Origin of the sequence: Streptomyces sp. 3N207 (genome assembly GCF_052246355.1) — a bacterium.
Lineage (GTDB): Bacteria > Actinomycetota > Actinomycetes > Streptomycetales > Streptomycetaceae > Streptomyces.
Map to the genome: position 1 here is coordinate 452,999 of NZ_JBQQBV010000002.1, position 22,921 is coordinate 475,919.

The 22,921-nt window shown below is 71.3% G+C and carries 20 protein-coding genes; 15 read left to right on the forward strand and 5 right to left on the reverse strand.

Annotation, left to right across the window (positions count from 1 at the left end; genetic code table 11):
- Positions 1 to 33 precede the first annotated feature (33 nt).
- Together ACTWP9_RS04785 and ACTWP9_RS04790 are read right to left on the reverse strand one after the other, a co-directional pair.
- A complete protein-coding gene (locus tag ACTWP9_RS04785) occupies positions 34 to 906 on the reverse strand; it encodes an SCO6745 family protein (RefSeq protein ID WP_443244688.1) in 873 nt (290 codons plus the stop codon).
- Positions 907 to 1,056: 150 nt separating this feature from the next.
- Positions 1,057 to 1,851 (reverse strand): enoyl-CoA hydratase/isomerase family protein, encoded by a 795-nt coding sequence (locus tag ACTWP9_RS04790; protein ID WP_443244689.1) that lies wholly within the window; start codon positions 1,849 to 1,851, stop codon positions 1,057 to 1,059.
- Positions 1,852 to 2,255: 404 nt separating this feature from the next.
- Here ACTWP9_RS04790 and ACTWP9_RS04795 point away from each other — a divergent pair, with 404 nt between their 5' ends.
- Positions 2,256 to 2,705 (forward strand): ATP-binding protein, encoded by a 450-nt coding sequence (locus tag ACTWP9_RS04795; RefSeq protein ID WP_443244838.1) that lies wholly within the window; start codon positions 2,256 to 2,258, stop codon positions 2,703 to 2,705.
- A 55-nt stretch (positions 2,706 to 2,760) separates the two neighbouring features.
- Here the strand turns inward: ACTWP9_RS04795 and idi are convergent, their stop codons facing one another.
- Together idi and galE are read right to left on the reverse strand one after the other, a co-directional pair.
- Entirely contained in the window at positions 2,761 to 3,321 is a 561-nt protein-coding gene (gene idi / locus ACTWP9_RS04800) for an isopentenyl-diphosphate Delta-isomerase (protein WP_443244690.1), read from the reverse strand.
- Between the two features lie 127 nt (positions 3,322 to 3,448).
- Positions 3,449 to 4,459: a UDP-glucose 4-epimerase GalE gene (gene galE / locus ACTWP9_RS04805; RefSeq protein ID WP_443244691.1), complete on the reverse strand. Its 1,011-nt coding sequence runs from the start codon at positions 4,457 to 4,459 to the stop codon at positions 3,449 to 3,451.
- Between the two features lie 235 nt (positions 4,460 to 4,694).
- Between galE and ACTWP9_RS04810 the strand changes: the two genes are divergently transcribed.
- The 7 genes from ACTWP9_RS04810 (at position 4,695) to ACTWP9_RS04840 (ending at position 11,761) form a co-directional block, all read left to right on the forward strand.
- Entirely contained in the window at positions 4,695 to 6,470 is a 1,776-nt protein-coding gene (locus ACTWP9_RS04810) for a DUF5941 domain-containing protein (protein WP_443244839.1), read from the forward strand.
- Positions 6,467 to 7,204, forward strand: a complete 738-nt coding sequence (locus tag ACTWP9_RS04815; protein ID WP_443244692.1) for a phosphocholine cytidylyltransferase family protein — start codon at positions 6,467 to 6,469, stop codon at positions 7,202 to 7,204. The genes ACTWP9_RS04810 and ACTWP9_RS04815 overlap by 4 nt, the downstream gene beginning before the upstream one ends.
- Positions 7,192 to 8,253, forward strand: coding sequence for an iron-containing alcohol dehydrogenase family protein (locus tag ACTWP9_RS04820; protein WP_443244693.1), 1,062 nt, complete (start codon positions 7,192 to 7,194; stop codon positions 8,251 to 8,253). Before ACTWP9_RS04815 ends, ACTWP9_RS04820 begins: the two co-directional genes overlap by 13 nt.
- Complete coding sequence (locus ACTWP9_RS04825; RefSeq protein WP_443244694.1) at positions 8,231 to 9,010, forward strand: CDP-alcohol phosphatidyltransferase family protein; 780 nt, start codon at positions 8,231 to 8,233, stop codon at positions 9,008 to 9,010. The genes ACTWP9_RS04820 and ACTWP9_RS04825 overlap by 23 nt, the downstream gene beginning before the upstream one ends.
- Positions 9,011 to 9,039: 29 nt before the next feature.
- Entirely contained in the window at positions 9,040 to 9,912 is an 873-nt protein-coding gene (locus tag ACTWP9_RS04830) for a glycosyltransferase family 2 protein (protein WP_443244840.1), read from the forward strand.
- A 66-nt stretch (positions 9,913 to 9,978) separates the two neighbouring features.
- The gene (locus ACTWP9_RS04835) at positions 9,979 to 10,929 is read left to right on the forward strand and encodes an ABC transporter permease (RefSeq protein WP_443244695.1); all 951 of its coding nucleotides are present in this window, start codon (positions 9,979 to 9,981) and stop codon (positions 10,927 to 10,929) included.
- Entirely contained in the window at positions 10,916 to 11,761 is an 846-nt protein-coding gene (locus tag ACTWP9_RS04840) for an ABC transporter ATP-binding protein (protein ID WP_443244696.1), read from the forward strand. Before ACTWP9_RS04835 ends, ACTWP9_RS04840 begins: the two co-directional genes overlap by 14 nt.
- A 169-nt stretch (positions 11,762 to 11,930) precedes the next feature.
- Here the strand turns inward: ACTWP9_RS04840 and ACTWP9_RS04845 are convergent, their stop codons facing one another.
- Positions 11,931 to 14,156 carry an MMPL family transporter gene (locus tag ACTWP9_RS04845; RefSeq protein ID WP_443244697.1) on the reverse strand — a complete coding sequence of 742 codons (2,226 nt, stop codon included), beginning with the start codon at positions 14,154 to 14,156 and terminating at the stop codon, positions 11,931 to 11,933.
- 133 nt (positions 14,157 to 14,289) lie between these two features.
- On the opposite strand from ACTWP9_RS04845, the gene ACTWP9_RS04850 reads away from it, so the two are divergent.
- The 7 genes from ACTWP9_RS04850 (at position 14,290) to ACTWP9_RS04880 (ending at position 22,918) form a co-directional block, all read left to right on the forward strand.
- Positions 14,290 to 15,009, forward strand: coding sequence for a TetR/AcrR family transcriptional regulator (locus ACTWP9_RS04850; protein ID WP_443244698.1), 720 nt, complete (start codon positions 14,290 to 14,292; stop codon positions 15,007 to 15,009).
- Positions 15,010 to 15,525: 516 nt separating this feature from the next.
- A complete protein-coding gene (gene hpnC, locus ACTWP9_RS04855) occupies positions 15,526 to 16,470 on the forward strand; it encodes a squalene synthase HpnC (RefSeq protein WP_443244699.1) in 945 nt (314 codons plus the stop codon).
- A gap of 62 nt (positions 16,471 to 16,532) precedes the next feature.
- The gene (hpnD, locus tag ACTWP9_RS04860; protein WP_443244841.1) at positions 16,533 to 17,459 is read left to right on the forward strand and encodes a presqualene diphosphate synthase HpnD; all 927 of its coding nucleotides are present in this window, start codon (positions 16,533 to 16,535) and stop codon (positions 17,457 to 17,459) included.
- Between the two features lie 103 nt (positions 17,460 to 17,562).
- The gene (gene hpnE, locus ACTWP9_RS04865) at positions 17,563 to 19,020 is read left to right on the forward strand and encodes a hydroxysqualene dehydroxylase HpnE (protein ID WP_443244700.1); all 1,458 of its coding nucleotides are present in this window, start codon (positions 17,563 to 17,565) and stop codon (positions 19,018 to 19,020) included.
- Complete coding sequence (locus ACTWP9_RS04870) at positions 19,007 to 20,197, forward strand: polyprenyl synthetase family protein (RefSeq protein ID WP_443244701.1); 1,191 nt, start codon at positions 19,007 to 19,009, stop codon at positions 20,195 to 20,197. Before hpnE ends, ACTWP9_RS04870 begins: the two co-directional genes overlap by 14 nt.
- A gap of 52 nt (positions 20,198 to 20,249) precedes the next feature.
- Positions 20,250 to 22,250, forward strand: coding sequence for a squalene--hopene cyclase (shc, locus tag ACTWP9_RS04875; RefSeq protein WP_443244702.1), 2,001 nt, complete (start codon positions 20,250 to 20,252; stop codon positions 22,248 to 22,250).
- Positions 22,250 to 22,918, forward strand: a complete 669-nt coding sequence (locus ACTWP9_RS04880) for a phosphorylase family protein (RefSeq protein WP_443244703.1) — start codon at positions 22,250 to 22,252, stop codon at positions 22,916 to 22,918. Before shc ends, ACTWP9_RS04880 begins: the two co-directional genes overlap by 1 nt.
- Positions 22,919 to 22,921 lie beyond the last annotated feature (3 nt).

A 22,921-nucleotide genomic window follows, 5' to 3' on the forward strand; every position in this document is an offset into this window, starting at 1 on the left:
GTGCGCGAGCCCTGATACGCCGGCCCTTCTACGTCAGCCCTTGCCGAGCAGGTCGGCGGGGAAGGCACCGGCCTCGGTCGCCGTCCGAGCGAACCCGCCGGCCAGTTCGGTCAGCCGTGCCACGCCCTCGATGCCGAGGAACTCGTAGGGACGGCGGTCCAGCCGGTCGGTCTCCTCCTCCAGGTGCTTACGCAGTTCGACGCCCTGCTCGGTCAGTTCCCCCTCGCCGTCCAGCAGTCCGCGCCCGCTCAGCCGCTGCTGGGCCGCCGACCAGTCCTGCTCGTTGTAGCCACGGGTGCTCATCACCCACTTGGGGTTCATCCCGCGCCCGCTGGCCGTGTGGCTCACCAGGGCCTCCAGCGCGTCGAGTTCGGCGTTCTGGAGAGCCGCGATATGGCCGTCCCCGCGGTGCTCGCGCAGCAGAGTCGCCGCATGCCACAGCGCCAGGTGCGGCGACTGCTCGACCGGCGGCACGGGCAGGTCCGCGTTGGCGGAGTGCAGCGGCCGTCCCGAGCGGGTGCAGCCCTCGGTCGCGCGAAGCGCCAGCCGCGCGGCCTCGGCCATCTCCGCCGAGTGGACGGTCTCCTCGCCCAGCAGCGTGCGCAGCGTCGTGTCGACGGCGCGCAGCCGCGCAGCCAGTACGGTCTCCGGCGACGCCGCGTCCCACACCTCGGGGACGAAGCGGGCGACCAGCGCGTGGCTGTAGTTGAAGAAGGTGGCCGTCACCGTCCCCGCGCTCACGGCGCCCAGCGGCGCGGACCGCGAGGCCAGGTTGACCGCATGCGGGTCGTCGATGCCGTAGGGCGAGAGTTCCTTCCCCAGCGCGGGTGAGAAGTAGAGCGCGGAGTGCAGGGCGTTCAGGGCGTTGTGGCAGCGCCGCCCGGCGCGTTCGGGAAGTGGCGTCATGCACGTACGCTACCGCTCGGTACATCACCCTTGAAGGCTGGGGAACGCGCCTCGAAGGGGCGCGGGTAACTGCGCGCCCAGCCACAGCTCACTCGCAGCCTGCGAGAGCCGGGCAGGGGCACCCCCTCTCCAGCCCAGGGATGGCCCGGCTCAGCCCCGCGGCCAGCGGAATCGCGGAGCGCGCCGCTCCATGAACGCCGCCACCCCTTCGGCCACCTCCCCACTCGCGGCGGCCTCGCGCTGCCAGTGCTCGACCCGGTCGGGACCGGTGTGCCCGTCCGCGAACTCCTTGGCCGCCGCCTGGGTCAGCGCCGAGCGCGCCGTCAGCGTCCTTGCGAACTTGGCGACCCTTTTGTCGAGTTCGTCCCCGGAGTGCACCTCGTCCACCAGCCCGGTCCGCAGCGCGCGTGCGGCGTCGATCAGTTCCCCGGAGTAGAGCAGGAACTTTGCGGTGGCGGGACCGACCAGGCGCACCAGGCGCTCGGTGGAGGAGGCCGCATAGACGATGCCCAGCTTCGCCGGGGTGATTCCGAAGAGCGCGTCGTCCGCCGCGAACCGCAGATCGCAGGCGGTGGCGAGCTGGCAGCCGCCACCGACGCAGTGCCCGCGCACCACGGCGAGCGTGGGCTTGGGGAAGGCGGCCAGCGCCTCCTCCGCGGCCACGGCCAGTGTCTGATGCTCCCGCGCGGCCCCGCCGGGCTCACCACCGTCCCGCGGTCCGCTCCGTGCCGCGTCGTGCAGGGCGCCGATGTCCGCGCCCGCGCAGAAGGTTCCCTCTGTCCCGGTCAGCACCAGGACGCGTACCCCGGGATCGCCCGCGAGTTCGGCCAGCAGTACGGGCAGCCTGCGCCACATGGCGGGCGTCATCGCGTTCCGTTTGGCGGGATGGTCGATGGTGATGGTCGTGACGCCCTCGTCGTGCGCCGTGCGCAGGGTCGGCTCCATGAGCGTGATCGTATCCAGGGCGGACCACGATCTGTCACGGAGCTGACTGTGGCGTAAGTCTTCTGTCAAATGCCATCGATACGTGCCAAGTTGCAGTCACCCGGCCAGGTCCGCCCCGCGCGGTACCACCATGCAATGCAAGTACATCTGCAAGTACATCCAGGTGCTGAGAGGTACCGAGCAGGGAAGTGGGTGCTCAGATGGAGAGCCGCGGTGGGCAGCTGTCCGGCGTTGTCGACGAGGCTCCACCAGTCGGGGAGAGAGACGGGTCCCTGAGTGCGGTGCGCGGCGGAGCGGCGACGGGAGCGGCGCGTGCGGTCTCCGCCGTCCTGCCGCTGCGGGACCGCGCGGAGCGGAAACGACGGTCCGAACCCAGAACGCTCGGCTGTGGGCAGGAGGGCTCGCTGGGGTACGCACATGCCAGCACGCCGGGTCCGGCGCAGGAGGGAGCCTGGCGGTTCACCGCACCTGCCGCCGCCTCCTCGGTTCCCCGGCTGCGGCACGCCGTACGGGATCTGCTCGGGCGGCAGCCCGTCCGGGTGCCGGAGGACGTGCTGCAAGGGGCGCTGCTCATCCTCTCGGAGCTGGTCACCAATGCCGTACAGCACGCGGCGCTGCTCTCGCCGGAGATCGGGGTCGAGGTCTCACTGGGCGGTGGTTGGCTCCGGGTCGCAGTGGAGGACAGTCATCCCTACCGGCCCAAGGCGCTGGAGGCCGAGCCGTTCCGGGAGGACACAGGCGGCCGGGGTCTGCTGCTGGTCAAGGCGCTCACAGGGGAGGCGGGCGGCGTCTGCGACGTGGAGCAGACAAGTGCGGGCGGCAAGATCATCTGGGCCGCGCTGCCGATCGGCTGAAGCAGGGCCGGAAAAGCCTGGCGTCCCCGGCGCCGGCCGGCGGTTCCCGGGGCGGTCACCAGCTCCCGGCGCCGCCCGTCAGCTCGCGGATGGCGGGACGGGCCGCGTCCAGCACGGTCATGAACCAGGTGGAGAACATGTCCGTCGCGTGCCGCTTCTCCAGCTCGTCCCAGGTCACGAACACGGTCTCGGAGATCTCCGCCGGATCCGGCCGTGGCGCGTCGCGCAGCAGGCCCACATACAGATGGTTGAACTCCTGCTCGACCAGGCCCGACGCGGGATCCGGGTGGTTGTAGCGGACGGTGCCCGCCGCACGCAGCAGCGAGGGCGCCACTCCCAGCTCCTCGACGACCCGCCGGGTTGCGGCGGCGAACGGCGGCTCGTCCGGATAGGGATGGCCGCAGCAGGTGTTGGACCACACACCCGGCGAGTGGTACTTGCCCATGGCCCGGCGCTGGAGCAGCAATCTGCCCTCGTCGTCGAAGAGGAAGACGGAGAAGGCGCGGTGCAGGCGCCCGGGGGCCACATGGGCGGAGAGCTTCTCCGCGGTGCCGATCGTCGTCCCGTCCTCGTCGACCAGTTCGAGCATGATCGGGGCCGCTGAGCTGTTCGCCATGGTGATCCTTCTGGTGGGCCTGTGGGCAGCGTGATCCAGTGTGCCGCAGGCAGCGCGGTTACTCCGCATTCTGCAGGGTTCTGTCTATATCGCTCACATTTGTGCCCATTGCTGTCGATGTGCGGCCTCAACTCGACGGCGTACGTGCCTCCGGGTGACGCAGCAGCCAGCCTTCCCACGCCGAGGCGACCATCTCGCGTACTCCGAAGCGCGGCTCCCAGCCCAGCTCCTTGCGGATCCGCTCCGCCGAGGCCACCACCCGTGCCGGGTCACCGGCGCGGCGCGGAACCACCCGGGGTGCGGGCTCCCGCTTGCCGGTGATCTCGGCGACCAGCTCGGCCATCTCCCGCACGGAGACGCCCTCGCCCGTTCCGACGTTGAGGGTCAGGTCGTTCCCCCCGGTTTCCGGGCCCGGCTCGGCGAAGCCGGCCAGCGCCTGTGCCGCCGCGACATGCGCCTCGGCCAGGTCCCGCACATGGATGTAGTCCCGTACGCAGGTGCCGTCCGGCGTCGGGTAGTCGTCGCCGAAGATCCGGGGGGACTCGCCGCGGGTCAGCGCATCGAAGAACATCGGGACGATGTTGGAGACGCCGGTGTCGGCCAGCTCGGGCTCGGCGGTCCCGGCGACGTTGAAATAGCGCAGACAGGCCGTGGACAGCCCGTGGGCCCGGCCCGTCGCCCGCACCAGCCACTCGCCGGCCAGCTTGGTCTCCCCGTACGGGTTCATCGGTACCGTCGGGGTCTGCTCGGTGACCAGGTCCACGTCCGGCATTCCGTAGACGGCGGCCGAGGAGGAGAAGACGAAGCGGCCCACTCCGGCGTCGACCACGGCCCCCAGAAGGGTGACCAGGCCGTGCACGTTCTCCTCGTAATAGGACAGCGGCTGCTCGACGGATTCGCCGACCTGTTTCTTGGCCGCGAGATGGATCACACCGCCTACGCCGTGTGCGGCGAGCGTACGGTCCAGCAGCGGGCGGTCCAGTACGGAGCCACGCACCAGTGGCACCTCGGCGGGCAGCCGCTCGGCCAGCCCGCTGGAGAGGTCGTCCAGCGCGACGGCGCTTTCGCCGGCGGCTGTCATGGCCCGTGCGACGTGCGCGCCGATGTAGCCCGCACCGCCTGTGATCAACCACGTCATGTCCCGAACCCTATCGGCCTCGGTTGTGGCATGAGCCCATGATCCACCATGCTGGGGCCCGCGGGCGCTTCCCGGGCAACACCGGGGCGGTGAACGCTCGGTGAAGGCTCCCTTTGGCGATCCGATACTCTCTGCCGACGTGCTGCCGACCCTTGCGGGTGACGGCGCACCCTGCCCGCTGCCTTAGTTGTCCTCTCTCGCGCGGGTATGCCAGCTTCCAAGGAGTGAGTTCGTTCTGTCGACCGCCATCCTCACCGGTCCGCCGGTTGCCGGGTCGTCGCTCGAGGCCGACCTGCGCTCCCTCGGCTTCGAGGTGCGCGTAGCCTCCCGGCCTGCCGAGGTCAGCGCCCATCTGGCCGCCACGGCGGCGAACGAACGGCTCGCCCTGATCGACCCCGGCTTCGTCGGCCACACCCACGCGCTGCGGCTCGCCCTGAAGGACCCCCGCTTCGAGGCGGGCGCCCTGCCCGGAGTGCTCGGCGTCACCCCGGAGGCGCGCCGCGCGCTGCCGCACGAGCTGACGGGCAGCCCCCAGGAAGCGGCCGCCGGGCTGGAGGCGGCCGGCGTCGAGGTGCACCGGCCCGAGCTGGGGACCCTCGTGGCGACCGTCCCCGCCGACGAGACGGCGCGCAAGGAGGCCGAGGCCGCGGTCGCCGCGGTCGACGACGAGGCGGTACGGCTGCGCTCCGCGGTCAAGTCCCGGGACGGCTTCTTCACCACCTTCTGCGTCAGCCCCTATTCGCGGTACGTCGCCCGCTGGTGCGCCCGCCGCGGACTGACCCCCAACCAGGTCACCACCGCCTCGCTGATCACCGCACTGATCGCCGCCGGGTGCGCGGCGAGCGGCCAGCGGTGGGGCTTCGTGACAGCCGGAGTGCTGCTGATCGCCTCGTTCGTGCTGGACGCCACGGACGGCCAGCTCGCCCGCTACGACCTCCAGTACTCCAAGCTCGGTGCCTGGCTGGACGCCACCTTCGACCGGGCCAAGGAGTACTCCTACTACGCGGGCCTGGCGCTCGGTGCCGCCCGCGGCGGCGACGACGTATGGGCCCTGGCGCTAGGCGCCATGCTGCTGATGACCGCGCGGCACACCGTCGACTTCTCCTTCAGCGAGGCAAGCCACGACGTCGCCGCCAACACCAGCCGCACCGCCGTGCTCTCCAGCAGGCTGGACAGCGCGGGCTGGACCGTATGGGCCCGGCGGATGATAGTGCTGCCCATCGGGGAGCGCTGGGCCCTCATCGCCGTGCTGACGGCCGCCACCACGCCGCGTATCACCTTCCTCGTGCTGCTCGCGGCCGGCACCCTCGCCGCCTGCTACACCACCACGGGGCGGCTGCTGCGCTCCCTGCACCGCAGGGCCCGCACCGACCGCGCGGCCGAGGGCGTCCGCGCCCTCACCGACAGCGGCCCGCTCGCGGAGCTCGCCGCCCGGCTGCTGCGCCCGTTGCCGCTGCCCCGGCTGGGTGTGCCGGCCGTCGCGCTGCTCGGCGGCGCCGTGATCCTTGCCACCGCGTGGGCCGCGCCACTCGGCAGCCCCTGGCCCGTACCGGCCGCCGCGGTCTACGCCCTCTGTGCCGGGGTCGCGCTCGCCCAGCCGCTCAAGGGCCCGCTGGACTGGCTGCTGCCGCCATTTTTCCGTATCGCGGAATACGGCACGATTCTGGTGCTGGCCGCCCGTACCCAGACCGACGGCGCGCTGCCCGCGGCATTCGGGCTGGTAGCGGCTCTCGCCTACCATCACTACGACACGGTGTACCGCATCCGCGGGGGCACCGGAGCGCCTCCGCACTGGCTGGTGCGGGCGGTCGGGGGGCATGAAGGACGGACCCTGGTGGTCACCGTCGCCGCAGCCCTCTGGCTGGGCGACGGCGGTCACACGCAAGGCTTCATCTTCGCGCTGACCACGCTTGCCGTGGCCATCGCGGTAGTGGTGCTCGTCGAGAGCATCCGTTTCTGGGTGTCGTCGCAAGCACCCGCAGTACACGACGAAACAGGAGAACCCGCATGATCGGCCTCGTGCTGGCTGCCGGCGCCGGACGGCGTCTGCGCCCCTACACCGACACCCTGCCCAAAGCCCTGGTGCCCGTGGACGGTGAAACCACCGTCCTCGACATCGCGCTGGCCAACTTCGCACAGGTCGGTCTCACCGATGTCGCGGTCGTCGTGGGCTACCGCAAGGAGGCCGTCTACGAGCGGCAGGCCGACCTGGAGGCCCGGCACGGCGTCAAGCTCACCCTGATCGACAACGACAAGGCCGAGGAGTGGAACAACGCCTACTCCCTCTACTGCGCCCGTGAGGTCTTCAAGGAGGGCGTGCTGCTCGCCAACGGCGACACCGTGCACCCCGTCTCCGTCGAGAAGACGCTGCTGGACGCGCGCGGCAACGGCCAGAAGATCATCCTCGCCCTCGACACCGTCAAGGACCTCGCCGACGAGGAGATGAAGGTCGTCGTCGACCCCGACAAGGGCGTCCAGCGCATCACCAAGCTGATGGACCCCGCCGAGGCCACCGGCGAGTACATCGGCCTCACCCTGATCGAGCCGGAGGCAGGCGCGGAGCTGGCCGACGCGCTGAAGGCCACCTTCGAGAAGGACCCGCAGCTCTACTACGAGGACGGCTACCAGGAGCTGGTCAACCGCGGCTTCAAGGTCGACATCGCCCCCATCGGCGACGTCAAGTGGGTCGAGATCGACAACCACGACGACCTCGCCAAGGGCCGGGAGATCGCATGCCAGTACTGACCCGCCTCATTCCGTCGCCGGTCGTCGTGGACATCAGCCGCGGCGCACTGGACGACCTGGCGGGCCTGTTGGCCGATCAACGGATCTCCACCAACGGCAAGCTCGCCTTCGCCATCAGCGGCGGCTCCGGTGCCGCGCTGCGCGAGCGGTTCGCGCCGCTGCTGCCCAACGCCTCCTGGTACGAGGTCGGCGGCGGCACCATCGACGATGCGATCAAGCTCGCCGACGCCATGAAGTCCGGCCGCTACGACGCGGTCGTCGGGCTCGGCGGTGGCAAGATCATCGACTGTGCGAAGTACGCAGCGGCGCGGATCGGGCTGCCGTTGGTCGCGGTCGCGACCAACCTCTCGCACGACGGCCTGTGTTCGCCGGTCGCCACCCTCGACAACGACGCGGGCCGCGGCTCCTACGGGGTGCCCAACCCGATCGCCGTGGTCATCGACCTCGACGTCATCCGCGAGGCCCCCGAGCGCTACATCCGCTCCGGCATCGGTGACGTGATCTCCAACATCTCCGCCGTCAAGGACTGGGAGCTGGGGCACGAGGTGCGCGGCGAGGACATCGACGGACTGGCCGCCGCCATGGCACGGCAGGCCGGCGAGGCGATCCTGCACCACCCGGGCGACGTCAGCGACGACGGCTTCCTCCAGGTGCTCGCCGAGGGCCTGGTGCTCACCGGCATCTCGATGTCGGTCGCCGGGGACAGCCGCCCCGCGTCCGGCGCCTGCCACGAGATCAACCACGCCTTCGACCTGCTCTTCCCCAAGCGCGCCGCTCCGCACGGTGAGCAGTGCGGCCTCGGCGCCGCCTTCGCCACCTATCTGCGCGGGGACAAGGACACGGCCAAGTTGATGGTGGAGGTGCTGCGTCGGCACAAGCTGCCGGTGCTGCCCGCCGATATCGGCTTCGACCGGGACGAGTTCGTCGAGGCCGTCGCATACGCGCCGCAGACCCGCCCCGGGCGGTACACGATCCTGGAACACCTCGACCTGTCCACCGACCAGATCAGGGACGCGTACGCGGACTATGCACAAACCATCGGTAGCTGAACTCCGGCCGGTCGTTCACCCCGCCGGGGTGAAGGACCGGCGGAGCGGTGAGCACTGGGCGGGCCGGCTCTACATGCGCGAGCTCTCGCTGCGTGTCGACCGGCACCTGGTGAACACCCGGGTCACCCCCAACCAGCTGACGTACGTGATGACGGTCGCCGGCGTGCTGGCCGCGCCGGCACTGCTGGTGCCCGGGGTCGGCGGCGCCGTCCTGGGTGTGGTGATGGTCCAGCTCTATCTGCTGCTCGACTGTGTCGACGGCGAGGTGGCCCGCTGGAAGAAGCAGTTCTCGCTGGGCGGGGTGTATCTGGACCGGGTCGGCGCCTACCTGTGCGACGCCGCCGTACTGGTCGGCCTCGGTCTGCGCGCCGCCGACCTGTGGGGCGGCGGCCGGGTGGACTGGCTGTGGGCCTTCCTGGGCACGCTGGCCGCGCTCGGCGCCATCCTGATCAAGGCGGAGTCCGACCTGGTGGGCGTCGCCCGCCACCAGGGCGGACTGCCGCCGGTCAAGGAGTCGGCCGCCGAGCCGCGCTCCTCGGGGCTGGCCCTGGCGCGCAAGGCCGCCGCGGCGCTGAAGTTCCACCGGCTGGTGCTGGGCATCGAGGCGTCCCTGCTGATCCTCGTGCTCGCGATCGTCGACCAGATCCGGGGCGATCTGTTCTTCACCCGGCTCGGCGTCGTCGTCCTCGCGGCCATCGCAGTGCTCCAGACGCTGCTGCACCTGGTGTCCATCCTCGCCTCGAGCAGGCTCAAGTGACGGGTGACAAGACGGAGGGCAGGAAAGCTATGCGACTGGGTGCCGTCGTGCTCACCATGGGCAACCGCCCAGAGGAGCTGCGCGCACTGCTGGAGTCGGTCGCCAAGCAGGACGGCGAGGCGATCGAGGTCGTGGTGGTGGGTAACGGCGCGCCGTTGCCCGAGCTGCCGGAGGGTGTACGGAAGGTCGAGCTTCCGGAAAATCTCGGCATCCCCGGTGGCCGGAACGTCGGCATCGAGGCGTTCGGCCCCTCGGGCGCCGAGGTGGACGCACTGCTCTTCCTGGACGACGACGGGCTGCTGCCCTCGTCCGACACGGCCGAGCTGGTGCGTGAGGCGTTCGAGGCCGACCCCCGGCTCGGGATCATCAGCTTCCGGATCGCCGACCCCGAAACGGGCGTCACCCAGCGGCGTCACGTACCCCGGCTACGCGCCTCCGACCCGATGCGCTCCTCGAAGGTCACCACCTTTCTCGGCGGCGCGAACGCCGCACGTACCAAGGTGCTGGCCGAAGTCGGCGGCCTGCCCGACGAGTTCTTCTACGCACATGAGGAGACGGACCTGGCCTGGCGTGCCCTCGACGCCGGCTGGGGCATCGAGTACCGCGCCGATATGGTGCTGCACCACCCGACCACGGCTCCCAGCAGGCACGCCGTCTACCACCGGATGGTGGCCCGCAACCGCGTCTGGCTCGCCCGCCGCAACCTTCCCGCGCTGCTCGTCCCGGTGTATCTGGGCGTATGGCTGCTGCTCACCCTCGCCCGGCGGCCCTCCATGCCGGCGTTGCGGGCCTGGCTGGGCGGTTTCAAGGAAGGCTGGACCACGTCGGCCGGAGCGCGCAGGCCGATGCGGTGGCGTACGGTATGGCGTCTGACGCGGCTGGGTCGCCCGCCCGTGATCTGACAAGCTCGTGTCTGAGAGCATCAGCCCCGGAATCACTTGCGCAGTGTGAGGACGAAAGTTTCCAACGTGAGCGAGACAACCCAGGACAGTGCCGACAGGTCGGTCGGCGTGCTGCCCCCGCCGTCACCGGACGACAGTCTGGCCCCGGCCGAACTCGCGGCCAAATACGGCTTGTCGGTGAGCGGAGCACGTCCTTCGCTGCCGGAGTACGTGCGGCAGCTGTGGGCGCGGCGGCATTTCATTCTCGCCTTCTCCCGGGCGAAGCTGACGGCGCAGTACAGCCAGGCGAAACTGGGCCAGCTGTGGCAGGTCGCCACGCCGCTGCTGAATGCGGCGGTCTACTTCTTCATCTTCGGCATCCTCCTCGGTGGCCGTAAGGGCACCCCGGGCGGGCCCGACAACTACATCCCGTTCCTGGTGACCGGGGTGTTCGTCTTCACCTTCACCCAGACCTCGGCGCTCAACGGGGTCCGGGCCATCTCCTCGAACCTGGGGCTGGTGCGCGCCCTGCACTTCCCGCGTGCCTCGCTGCCCATCTCGATCTCGCTCCAGCAGCTCCAGCAGCTGCTGTACTCCATGATCGTGCTGGTCATCATCCTGCTCGCCTTCGGGCAGTTCCCCCAGTGGTCCTGGCTGCTGATCATCCCCGCGCTGGCCTGCCAGTTCGGCTTCAACACGGGCTTGGCGCTCATCATGGCCCGGCTCGGCAGCAAGACGCCGGACCTGGCGCAGCTGATGCCCTTCATCACCCGGACGTGGATGTACGCGTCCGGCGTGATGTTCCCGCTCGAACACATGCTGCAGAAGGCGAACGCCGCTCCCTGGGTCGTCGACGTGCTCCAGGCCAATCCGGCCGCCGTCTACATGGACCTCATGCGTTTCGCCTTCATCGACGGCTACACGGGTCAGGACCTTCCGCCGCACGTCTGGGCCCTCGCGCTGGGCTGGGCGCTGCTGGTCGGGGTCGGCGGATTTGTTTTCTTCTGGAAGGCGGAGGAGCGTTATGGCCGTGGCTGAGCAGACCGAGCAGAGCGGAACCTCCGCCGAGGCCGGCGAGAAGACCGAGGCCCAGGCGGAGCAGACCCCGGGCCCCTGGGTGCCCACCGTCATCGCCGAGGACCTGCACATCGTCTACCGCGTCTACGGCGGCTCCAAGGGCCGGGGCAGCGCCACGGCAGCGCTCAACCGCATCATCCGCCGTAAGCCGGGCGGCGGCATGCGCGAGGTGCACGCGGTGCGGGGTGTCAGCTTCACCGCCTACAAGGGCCAGGCCATCGGCCTCATCGGCTCCAACGGCTCCGGCAAGTCCACGCTGCTCAAGGCCATCGCGGGTCTGCTGCCGGCCGAGAGCGGCAAGGTCTACACCGACGGTCAGCCCTCGCTGCTGGGCGTCAACGCGGCCATGATGAACGATCTGACGGGCGAGCGGAACGTCGTGCTGGGCGGCCTGGCGATGGGCATGTCCCGCGAGGAGGTCGGGCAGCGCTACCAGGGCATCGTCGATTTCTCGGGCATCAACGAGAAGGGCGACTTCATCACCCTGCCGATGCGCACCTACTCCTCCGGTATGGCGGCCCGGCTGCGGTTCTCCATCGCCGCCGCCAAGGACCACGACGTCCTCATGATCGACGAGGCGCTGGCCACCGGCGACAAGCGGTTCCAGAAGCGTTCCGAGGCCCGCATCCGCGAGCTGCGCAAGGAAGCCGGCACGGTCTTCCTCGTCAGCCACAACAACAAGTCCATCCGCGACACCTGTGAGCGGGTGCTGTGGCTGGAAAAGGGCAAGCTGCTGATGGACGGACCCACCGAAGAGGTCCTGAAGGAGTACGAGAAGTTCACCAGCAAGTAGCGCCCCGAAGGGGCGCGGGGAACTGCGCGACCAGCCGGAACGCGCCCGCAGCTCGGAAGCGTCGGTCAGGCGCACCCCCTCACCGGGACGCGGAAGAACACCGAAGCGGCCCGCTTCACCAGCATCAGCCGGTGAAGCGGGCCGCTTCAACGTGTGCAGGGGCCCGGGATCACACCCCGGTGCGAGCAGGCTCCCGCTCGCCGGGCTCCCCCTCGCGGCGCTCCGCGACATCGGCGTCAGCCCCCTCGCTCAGGCCCGCCCTCGCGTGCAGCCTGCGCAGCACAGCCGGCGCGTACCAGGCCGTACGCCCCAGCACCCGCATCGCGGCGGGAACCAGCACCCCGCGTACCGCCACCGCGTCGATGAGGATGGCCAGGCCGCTGCCCAGGCCGAACATCTGGATGAAGGAGACCTTGCTGGTGGTGAAGGCGAAGAAGCTGACCGCCAGCAGCCCGGCGGCCATGGTCACGATCCGCCCGGTGCGGGAGAGCCCGCCGGTCACCGCTTCGTGGTTGCCGGCCCCGGCGTCGTGGAGCTCCTTGATGCGGCTGGTCACGAAGACCTCGTAGTCCATGGACAGACCGAAGACGATGCAGAACATCAGCACCGTCATCGAGGTGTCCATCGGCATCGCGGTGAAGCCCAGCAGCGAGGAGAGGTGCCCGTCCTGGAAGACCCACACCATGGCGCCGATCGCGGCGGTCAGGCTGACCGCGTTGAGCACCAGGGCGCGCAGCGGCTGCACGATGCTGCCGGTGAAGAGGAACAATAGGACGAACGTCGAGCCGACGACCCAGGCCACGGCGGTGGGCAGCTTGTCGGCGATGGCCTTCTTGGCGTCGATCAGCTGGGCGTCCTTGCCGCCGATCAGCGTGTTGGTGCCGCCGGGCCCGCGCAGGTCGCGGATCTCCCGCACCAGGTCCTGCGCCTTGCCGGAGGCGGGGGTCAGGCTGCTGGTGACCGACAGCCGGTGGGTGCCCTGCTGCTCGAACGCGGCGCTCGCGGCGCCGGGCCCGCGCACCGAGTGCCCCTGTGCGTAGGTGCCGGTCGCCGCCTGGACGCGGGTGACGCCCTCCAGCTTGGAGAGCTGCGTGGCGTACCGGCCCACGGCCTGGTCGGCGGCCCGCCCCTCGGTGACGACGGAGATGCCCGCAGCGTCGTTGCCCGCGAAGTCGTGCTGGAGCGCTGTGGAGACCTGGCGGCTCTCGGCGCTCTCGGGCAGCACCCGCTCGTCCGGGGTGCCGAAGGTGGCGCCCAGCAGCGGGCTCGCGGCCAGCAGCAGTACGGCCAGCACCGGCAGCGCGGTCAGCGCCGGCCGCCGCATCACGGTACGGGCCAGCGTGCCCCACATCGGGGCCTCCGGCTTGCGGACCGCGTCGGCCCACGGCAGCCGTCCCTTGTTGACCCGGGGCCCGAGCACGGCCAGCAGCGCCGGGACGACCAGCAGCGCGGAGAGCGCGGCGATGGCGACCACGCCGATGCCCGCGTAGGCGAAGGAGCGCAGGAAGTACGGCGGGAAGAGCAGCAGCGCGGCGAGCGCCGCGACCACGGTCGAGGCGGAGAACAGGACGGTCCGCCCGGCCGTGCGTACGGTCGTACGGAGCGCCTGGGCCGTCTCGTCACCGGCGCCGAGCCGTTCGCGGAAGCGGCTGACGAGCAGCAGCCCGTAGTCGATTCCGAGCCCGAGACCCAGCGCCGTGGTGAGGTTGATCGCGAAGACGGAGACGTCCGTGACGCTGCCGAGGACGTACAGCTCGGCGAAGGTGCCCAGGATCGCGATGAGCCCGATGGCCAGGGGCAGCAGTGCCGCCACCACGCTGCCGAAGGCGAGGATGAGCAGCACCAGCGTCACGGGTACGGCAATGCCCTCGGCCACCGCGAGGTCCTTCGAGACCTGCGCGTTGACCTGCTCGTTCAGCGCGGCTCCGCCGCCGGCGCGCACCGAGACCGCGCCCCGCTCGCCGGTCCACTTCTCGGTCACCGCGGTGACGCGTTCGGTGTCCTCCTGGTCCATGTGGGCGAGCACCAGCGCCTGGGCACCGTCGCGCGAGGTGAGGGCCGAGCCGCCGGGCGCCCAGTAGGAGGTCACCTGGGAGACGCCGGGCTCCTTGCGCAGTCCTTGGGTCAGCTTCTGTCCGGCCTGCTCGACGGCGGGGGAGTCGAGATTGCCGTCCTTGGCGCGGACCAGGAGTACGAGGTTGTCCTCGCCGTGGAACTTCTCGTCGATCACGGCGGCGGCGCGCGAGGAGGGCGAGTCCGGGTCGTCGAACCCGCCGCCCTGGAGCTTGCCGAAGGCGCCGAAGCCGACGGCAGCCAGCCCCACCACCGCCAGCAGGGAGAGCAGGAGCACGGTTCGTGCCCTGCGATACGTCAGATCGGCTATGCGTTGGAGCACGTCAATTCCCCCGGGAGGCGCGATGGATGGAAAACAGATGTGGCAGCAGAAAGCGGACGCCGAAGATGTTCACGGCGTCAACATGAATGATGCCAGGGATGTTAGTGCTGTCAACATCGGGCAGGATAGGAGTATGCACGCGAACACCGAAGCGACGGGCGGGGCCGCGGACGAACCCTCCGTGCCGGCCGGCAAGGCGGCAGGCCGGCGCGGCAAAGACCGCTACCACCACGGGGACCTGCGCAACGCGCTGATCCAGGCCGCCATCGAACTGGCCGGTGAGGGCGGCCCGGACGCCGTCGTGCTGCGCGCCGCCGCGCGGAAGGTCGGTGTCTCGGCCACCGCGGCCTACCGGCACTTCGACAGCCACAGCGACCTGCTGGGCGCCGTCAAGGACTACGGCCAGCAGCGCCTCGTCGCCTGCATGGAGGCCGGTGGCCGCGAGGTGCACGGTGAGGGCCCGGAGGCGACCAAGCAGCGGATGAAAGGGCTGGGCCGTGGCTACATCCGGTTCGCCAGGGAGGAACCCGGCCTCTACCGCACGGCCTTCTGCCGCAAGGCCCTCGGCGCCTTCGGCATCACCGAGGAGGGCGCCGTCGTGGAAGCCGACGAGGAGCCGGGCTGGGAGGCGCGCTCGTTCGAGATGCTCACCGAAACCCTGGACGAGGCCGTCGACGTGGGCCTGATCACCCCCGAGCGCAGACCGGGAGCCGAGCTGAGCGCCTGGGCCATGGTGCACGGCACGGCGATGCTCTTCCTCGACGGGCCGCTGAACGTGCTCTCCGAGGAGGAAGCGGGCTACGTCATCGAGCGCACCCTGCACGACGTCCTCGCCGGCCTGCTGGCCCCCTGACCCGGCCGTGCCCGGCGGACCTGCCGGGCGTACGGGCTCTGCCGCAGCAGCACCCGCCGTAAGAGCAGCCCACCCGCGCGCTCGGCATCCGCGGCCGGAGCCCAACCCGCCGGCCAAGCCCCCGGTGACGTCCGGAGCCCGGCGGTGCCCGCTCTCCGGCTGACGGCGGTTCGGGCCGGTCGGGGCCAAGGGCCGCACCGGGCTCGGAGCCGCCCGGACGGAGCCGCCCGGACGGGGGCGCCCGGCCGGGTGCGATCCGGCCCTCGGCGGGGCTTCGGCAGGGCAAGGACCGGCGTCGACCCGTGCCCGTCCGGCGTCGTCACCCCTCGCACACCGGGTTGATGTACGGCGTAAGCTGTTTCGGTGCTGATTCGCGGTAAGTCGGGCGAACAGGGCCCGGTCGGACTGCGCCGCCGGCCGCTTTCGCAGGCCAGCGCGTGCGGCGTGTCCGAAATAGGATCTTCTGGTGCAGCGGTGTAGAAACGGAGATGTGACGGCAATGGCCATGGGCAGCACGTGGTGACCGCGGAGGAGGACGCGCACGCGAGCGCGGTGCTCTCCAAGGCCAAGACGGAGAACTTCCCGGTGGCGCCCCGCTTCCTTCCCCGCGCGTGGCGGGACGATCTGATGGCCGTCTACGGATTCGCCCGCCTGGTCGACGACATCGGCGACGGTGATTTGGGAGCCTCCGGCCCCGCGCACGCCTCCTCCCTCGGCCTGGCACCTGAGCAGGCCGACGATCCGCTCGCCATGCTGGACGCGTTCGAGGCCGATGTCCACCGGGTGTTCGAAAACACCTCGTGGGGCGGCCCCGCGCCGAGCGGCCCGTCCACCGACCGGCCCGGGCCCGGCCACCCGCTACTGCGTGCCCTGGTCCCCACCGTCCGCCGCCGGGGGCTGACCCCGGAGCCCTTTCTCGCCCTGATCGAGGCCAACCGGCAGGACCAGAAGGTCCGTCGCTACGCCACCTATGCCGAACTGCTGGCCTACTGCGAGCTGTCGGCCAACCCGGTCGGCCGTCTCGTCCTGGCCATCACCGGCACCATGACACCTGAGCGGGTGCGCCGCTCGGACGCGGTCTGCACCGGGCTCCAGATCATCGAACACCTCCAGGACGTCGCCGAGGACCTGGGCCGCGACCGGATCTACCTGCCGGCCGAGGACATGGCGCGGTTCCGCGTCAGCGAGGCCGACCTCGCGGCGCCGACCGCCAGTGCCTCGGTGCGTGCCCTGATCGCCTACGAGACCGAGCGCGCGCTGGGTCTGCTGGACGAGGGCACGCCGCTGGCGCGCAGCGTCCACGGCAGGCTCCGGTTGCTGCTCGCCGGATTCACCGGCGGCGGACGCGCTGCCGCCTCAGCCCTGCGAGCCGCACGGTACGACGTACTGGCAGGGGCTCCCAGGGCCGGCACCGCGAGCGTGCTGCGCGAGTCCTGGGCGAGCCTGCGAGGAGAGGGGTGACCGGGACGGTGGGGAAGACGGAGAAGGCCGCCAGAGCGGACCGGGCCCAGGCCGGGTCCTCGCTGCAGCTCCCCGCGCAGGTGTCCGCCGCCTACCGCTACTGCGAGGCCGTCACCGGAGCGCAGGCCCGCAACTTCGCCTACGGCATCCGGCTGCTGCCCGCACCCAAGCGGCAGGCCATGTCCGCGCTGTACGCGTTCTCCCGGCGGGTGGACGACATCGGCGACGGCGAACTGTCCGGGGAGGCCAAGCAGCAGCGGCTGGAGGAGACCCGGGCACTGCTCGCCCGGATCAAGAGCCGCGCGATCTCCTGGGACGACACCGACCCGGTAGCGGTCGCGCTCAGCCACGCCGCAGGGCGGTTCCGGATCCCGCTCGACGCGCTGGACGAACTCATCGACGGCGTGCTGATGGACGTCCGCGGCACCACCTACGAGACCTGGGACGACCTGAGGGTGTACTGCCGCTGTGTGGCCGGCGCCATCGGCCGACTCTCGCTGGGGGTCTTCGGCACCGTACCCGGCGCACGCGAGACGTCCCGCGCCTCCGAGTACGCCGACACCTTGGGGCTCGCCCTCCAACTGACCAATATCCTCCGGGACGTACGGGAAGACGCGGAGGGCGGAAGAACGTATTTGCCCTCGGAGGATCTCGAGAAATTTGGCTGCGCCGCGGGTTTCACCACCGATTCGGTGCCGCCCGGTGCCGACTTCACCGGACTGGTCCACTTCGAGGTGCGCCGCGCACGTGCGCTGTTCGCCGAGGGATACCGACTGCTGCCGATGCTCGACCGGCGCTCGGGCGCCTGCGTCGCGGCCATGGCGGGGATCTACCACCGGCTGCTGGACCGCATCGCGGCGGACCCCGCCGCTGTGCTGCGCGGCCGGGTCTCGCTGCCGGGACACGAGAAGGCGTACGTGGCGGTGCGCGGCCTGTCCGGCTTCGACGCGCGGCTGGTCTCCCGCCAGGCGTCGCGGCGGAGCGCCTGATGGCCCTGATGCCGCTGCCGCGCCGGGCAACCCACCGCCGTTGCGGGGGCGTCCCAGCGGGTACGGACCACACCCACGCACCGTACTCAGGGGAGGAGCGTCCATGACGGCGGACGATGTGCGGTCCGGTGAGCGGCCCGGCGCCGCACGGCGCGCCGTGGTTCTCGGCGGCGGCCTCGCGGGTACGACGGCCGCGCTACGGCTGGCAGAGGCGGGCCTGGAGACCACCCTCGTCGAGACCCGCCCCCGGCTGGGCGGGCTCGCCTTCTCCTTCCGGCGCGACTCCGCAGCGGGGCCACTGACCGTGGACAACGGCCAGCACGTCTATCTGCGCTGCTGCACCGCCTACAGCTGGTTCCTCCACCGGGTCGGCGCCGCCGGGCTCGCCCCGCTCCAGGACCGACTGGACGTACCGGTGCTCGACGTCGGCGGCAGCCGCCCCCGGCTCGGACGGCTGCGCCGCACCGCGCTGCCCGTACCCCTGCATCTGGCCGCGAGCCTGGCGACCTATCCGCACCTCTCGCTCGCCGAGCGGGGCGCGGTGGTCCGTGCGGCGCTCGCCCTCAATGGGCTCGACCCGGCCGACCCGGCGCTCGACGCCATCGACTTCGGCACCTGGCTGCACCGGCACGGTCAGTCGGCCCGTACCGTCGAGGCGCTGTGGGACCTGGTCGGCACCGCCACCCTCAACGCGCGTGCGCCCCAGGCGTCCATGGGGCTCGCGGCGATGGTCTTCAAGACCGGACTGCTCTCCGAGCCCGGCGCCGCCGACATCGGCTGGGCGCATGTCCCGCTCGGCGACATCCACGACACCCTCGCCTATGCGGCGCTGCGGAAGGCCGGGGTGCGCACCCTGCTGCGTACCCGCGCGCGAGCCGTCGAGCCCGCAGGGGAGGGCGGCTGGCGGGTGACGGTCGAGCAGGGCGGCAGCGGCGCCGAGGAGTTGGCGGCGGGCACGGTCGTGCTCGCCGTACCGCAGCGCGAGGCCCACCGGCTGCTGCCCCCAGGGGCGCTGGCCGATCCCGGGCGGCTGCTGGACATCGGCACCGAGCCGATCCTGAACGTGCATGTGATCTACGACCGCAAGGTGCTGCGCAGACCTTTCTTCGCCGCGCTCGGCACCCCGGTCCAGTGGGTCTTCGACCGCACCACCGCCTCCGGGCTCACCGGCGGCGGCCAGTACCTGGCGCTCTCCCAGTCGGTCGCGCACGAGGAGATCGACCAGCCGGTCGCCGCACTGCGCGAGCGTTACCTCCCCGAGCTGGAGCGGCTGTTGCCCGCGGCCAGGGGCGCCGGGGTGCGGGACTTCTTCGTCACCCGGGAACGCACCGCCACCTTCGCGCCCGCGCCCGGAGTCGGCCGGCTGCGCCCCCCGGCGCGCACCCTGGCTCCCGGCGTCTTCCTCGCGGGGGCGTGGACCGCGACCGGCTGGCCCGCGACCATGGAGAGCGCTGTCCGCAGCGGGGTGACAGCCGCGCACGAAGCCCTTGTCGCACTGGGCCGCCCGTACGGGTCGGAACCGGTCCCCGGCATCGAAGGAAGGGCCCATGAGCACCACTGACGCAGAACGTCCGGCCGGCCCAGGCAGCACGGGCGGTACAGCCAGCACCACAGCACCGCACAGAGGAGACCCTGTGACCCCGCCGAACCAACAACTCGTGAACGAGGACGACGAGGGCGTGAAGGGCGAAGAGGCCGGCAGCAGGGACGTAAGCGCACTGCTGGAGCGTGGGCGCACGCTCTCCACCCCCGTACTGCGCGCGGCCGTCGAGCGGCTGGCCTCCCCGATGGACACCGTCGCCGCCTACCACTTCGGCTGGATCGACGCCGAGGGCCGCCCCTCGGACGCTGCGGGCGGCAAGGCGGTACGGCCCGCGCTCGCGCTGCTGTCGGCGGAGGTGACCGGTGGCGCACCGCAGACCGGTATCCCCGGTGCGGTCGCCGTGGAGCTGGTGCACAACTTCTCCCTGCTGCACGACGATCTGATGGACGGGGACGAGCAGCGCCGCCACCGTGACACCGTCTGGAAGGTGCACGGGCCGGCCCAGGCCATCCTCGTCGGTGACGCGCTGTTCGCACTCGCCGGCGAGATACTGCTGGAGCTGGGCACGGCGGAGGCCGGGCGTGCCACCCGGCGGCTCACGCTGGCGACCCGCAAGCTCATCGACGGCCAGGCACAGGACATCTCCTACGAACACCGCGATCTGGTGACCGTGGAGGAGTGCCTGGAGATGGAGGGGAACAAGACCGGCGCGCTGCTGGCCTGTGCCGCCTCCATCGGTGCGGTGCTCGCCGGCGCCGACGACCGCACGGCGGACGCGCTGGAGGCGTACGGCCACCACCTGGGTCTCGCCTTCCAGGCCGTCGACGACCTGCTCGGGATCTGGGGCGACCCCCAGGCCACCGGCAAGCAGACCTGGAGCGATCTGCGGCAGCGCAAGAAGTCGCTCCCGGTCGCCGCCGCACTCGGCTCCCCGGGCCCCGCCGCGGCGCGGCTCGCGAAGCTGATGACCGAGGACGCGAAGAAGAGCCAGGCGGAGTTCGAGGACTTCCACGAGGCGGAGTTCGCCGAGCGGGCCGCGCTGATCGAGGAGGCCGGGGGCCGCGAGTGGACCTCGCAGGAGGCCCAGCGCCAGCACACCACGGCTCTGGCGGCGCTCGACTCGGTCGAGATGCCGGTCCGGGTGCGCGACCGGTTCGCCGCGCTCGCCGACTTCGTCGTCGTACGGCGGGGGTGAGCCGACTCCCACTCGCGGCTCCGAGTAATCGGACACTTCGGAAGGAGAAGGGATGACAGCCACCACGGACGGACCCGCTGGACCCGGCGTCTCCGGAACGAAGAACAAAGAACGCGAAACTCCCGCCTCTGCCCCCACGGGCACCGGCGACATCACAGCCCTGGCGGAGCGGACCGCGGCCCGCGCCGTCGACCATCTGCTCGCCCGTCAGGACGAGGCCGGCTGGTGGAAGGGCGACCTGGAAACCAACATCACCATGGATGCCGAGGACCTGCTGCTGCGCGAGTTCCTCGGCATCCGCGACGAGCGGACCTTCTCCGCCGCCGCCCGGTTCATCCGCTCCCAGCAGCGCGAGGACGGCGCCTGGGCCACCTTCTACGGCGGCCCTGGCGACCTGTCCACCACCGTCGAGGGATACGTCGCGCTCAAGCTCGCCGGTGACGATCCCGAAGCCCCTCATATGACGCGCGCCGCGCAGTGGGTGCGCGAACACGGGGGAGTGGCCCGCAGCAGGGTCTTCACCCGGATCTGGCTCGCACTGTTCGGCTGGTGGCGCTGGGAGGACCTGCCCGAACTGCCCCCGGAGATCATCTACTTCCCCACCTGGGTGCCGCTCAACATCTACGACTTCGGCTGCTGGGCCCGGCAGACCATCGTGCCGCTGACCGTCGTCTCCGCCTTCCGCCCCGTCCACCCCGCGGGCTTCCGCCTGGACGAGCTGCACCGCGATCCGGCGCGCCCGCTGCCGCCCGGCCCGATGGCGCCCGCCACCACCTGGGACGGCGCCTTCCAGCGCATCGACCGCGCCCTGCACGCCTACCGCAAGGTGGCGTCCCGCAGGCTGCGCCGCGCGGCCCTGAAGGAAGCCTCGCGCTGGATCATCGAGCGCCAGGAGAACGACGGCTGCTGGGGCGGCATCCAGCCGCCCGCCGTCTACTCGCTGATCGCGCTGCGGCTGCTCGGCTACGACCTCGACCACCCCGTGATGCGGGCCGGGCTGGAATCGCTGGACCGCTTCGCCGTCTGGCCCGACGAACAGACCAGGATGATCGAGGCGTGCCAGTCCCCGGTCTGGGACACCTGCCTGGCCTCCATCGCGCTGGCCGACGCCGGACTGCCCCGCGACCACCCGGCACTGGTGAAGGCCGCCGACTGGATGCTGGGCGAGCAGGTCGTACGCCCCGGCGACTGGTCCGTACGCCGACCCCAGCTGATCCCGGGCGGCTGGGCGTTCGAGTTCCACAACGACAACTACCCGGACACCGACGACACCGCGGAGGTCGCGCTCGCGCTGCGCCGCATCCAGCACCCCGACCCCGAGCGGGTCGAGCGGGCGATCAGCCGGGCCGTGCGCTGGAACCTCGGTATGCAGTCCGGCAACGGCGCGTGGGGCGCCTTCGACGTCGACAACACCAGCAAGTTCCCCAACCGGCTGCCGTTCTGCGACTTCGGCGAGGTCATCGACCCGCCGTCGGCCGATGTCACGGCGCACGTGGTGGAGATGCTGGCGGCCGAGGGCAAGCAGCACGATCCGCGCACCCGCAAGGCGATCTCCTGGCTGCTGGCCGAACAGGAGGCCGACGGCTCGTGGTTCGGGCGCTGGGGCGTCAACTACCTCTACGGCACCGGGTCGGTCGTTCCCGCGCTGGTGGCCGCCGGACTGCCCACCTCCCACCCCGCCGTCCGGCGCGCCGTCAGCTGGCTGGAGAGGGTCCAGAACGACGACGGAGGCTGGGGCGAGGACCTGCGCTCCTACATCGACGCCGAGTGGATCGCAGGCGGCGCCTCGACCGCCTCGCAGACCGGTTGGGCGCTGATGGCGCTGCTGGCGGCCGGCGAGAAGGACAGCAAGGCCGTCGAACGGGGCATCGGCTGGCTGGCCGAGACCCAGCGCGAGGACGGCTACTGGGACGAGCCGTACTTCACCGGCACCGGCTTCCCCTGGGACTTCTCCATCAACTACCACCTCTACCGGATGGTCTTCCCGCTCACGGCACTGGGCCGTTATCTGCACGGTGACGGACTGGAGCGGGTCGTGAGGCGTGAGGTCTGATGGCGAGCCCGGCAGCCCCGGACCCGCTGCTGCTGACGTGTGCGCTCGGCATCGAGCACCTTGCACTGCGGCGCGGGCCGGGGCGCCGCCCGGGCCCTGACGACCCGAACGGGGGAACTGGCCCCGACAACGTGCGGCTCCTCCGCACCGGCATGGGCGCGCAGGCCGCCCGGCGCGCCATGACCAGGGCTCTCGTCCAGGAGGCCGTGCACGGCGGCACCGCCGTGCTGGCCACCGGTTTCTGCGCGGGGCTGGTGTCCGGAATGCGCCCCGGCGACCTGGTGGTGGCCGCCGAGACCCGCGACCCGCACGGGCACACGCCCTGCACCGGAACCGAACTGCTGGCCACCGCGCTTTCCGGGTACGGCACCGTCCATGTGGGCCCGCTGGCCGGCACCGACCACGTGGTACGGGGCCGGGCCAGGGCCGCGCTGCACGAGACCGGAGCGATTGCCGCCGATATGGAGTCCGCCGCCACCCTGGACGCCGCCGCCGCGGGCACGGCCCGGCGTCCGGTTGCGGCCGTACGGGTGGTGGTGGACGCTCCGGGCCATGAACTGATCCGCATCGGGACACTGCGGGGTGGAATATCGGCATTCCGCGTCCTTCGCGGTGTCCTGCCCGCATTCCTTGAATGGCACCGATCCCTGCTGCTCCCCTGGAGGTGAGCC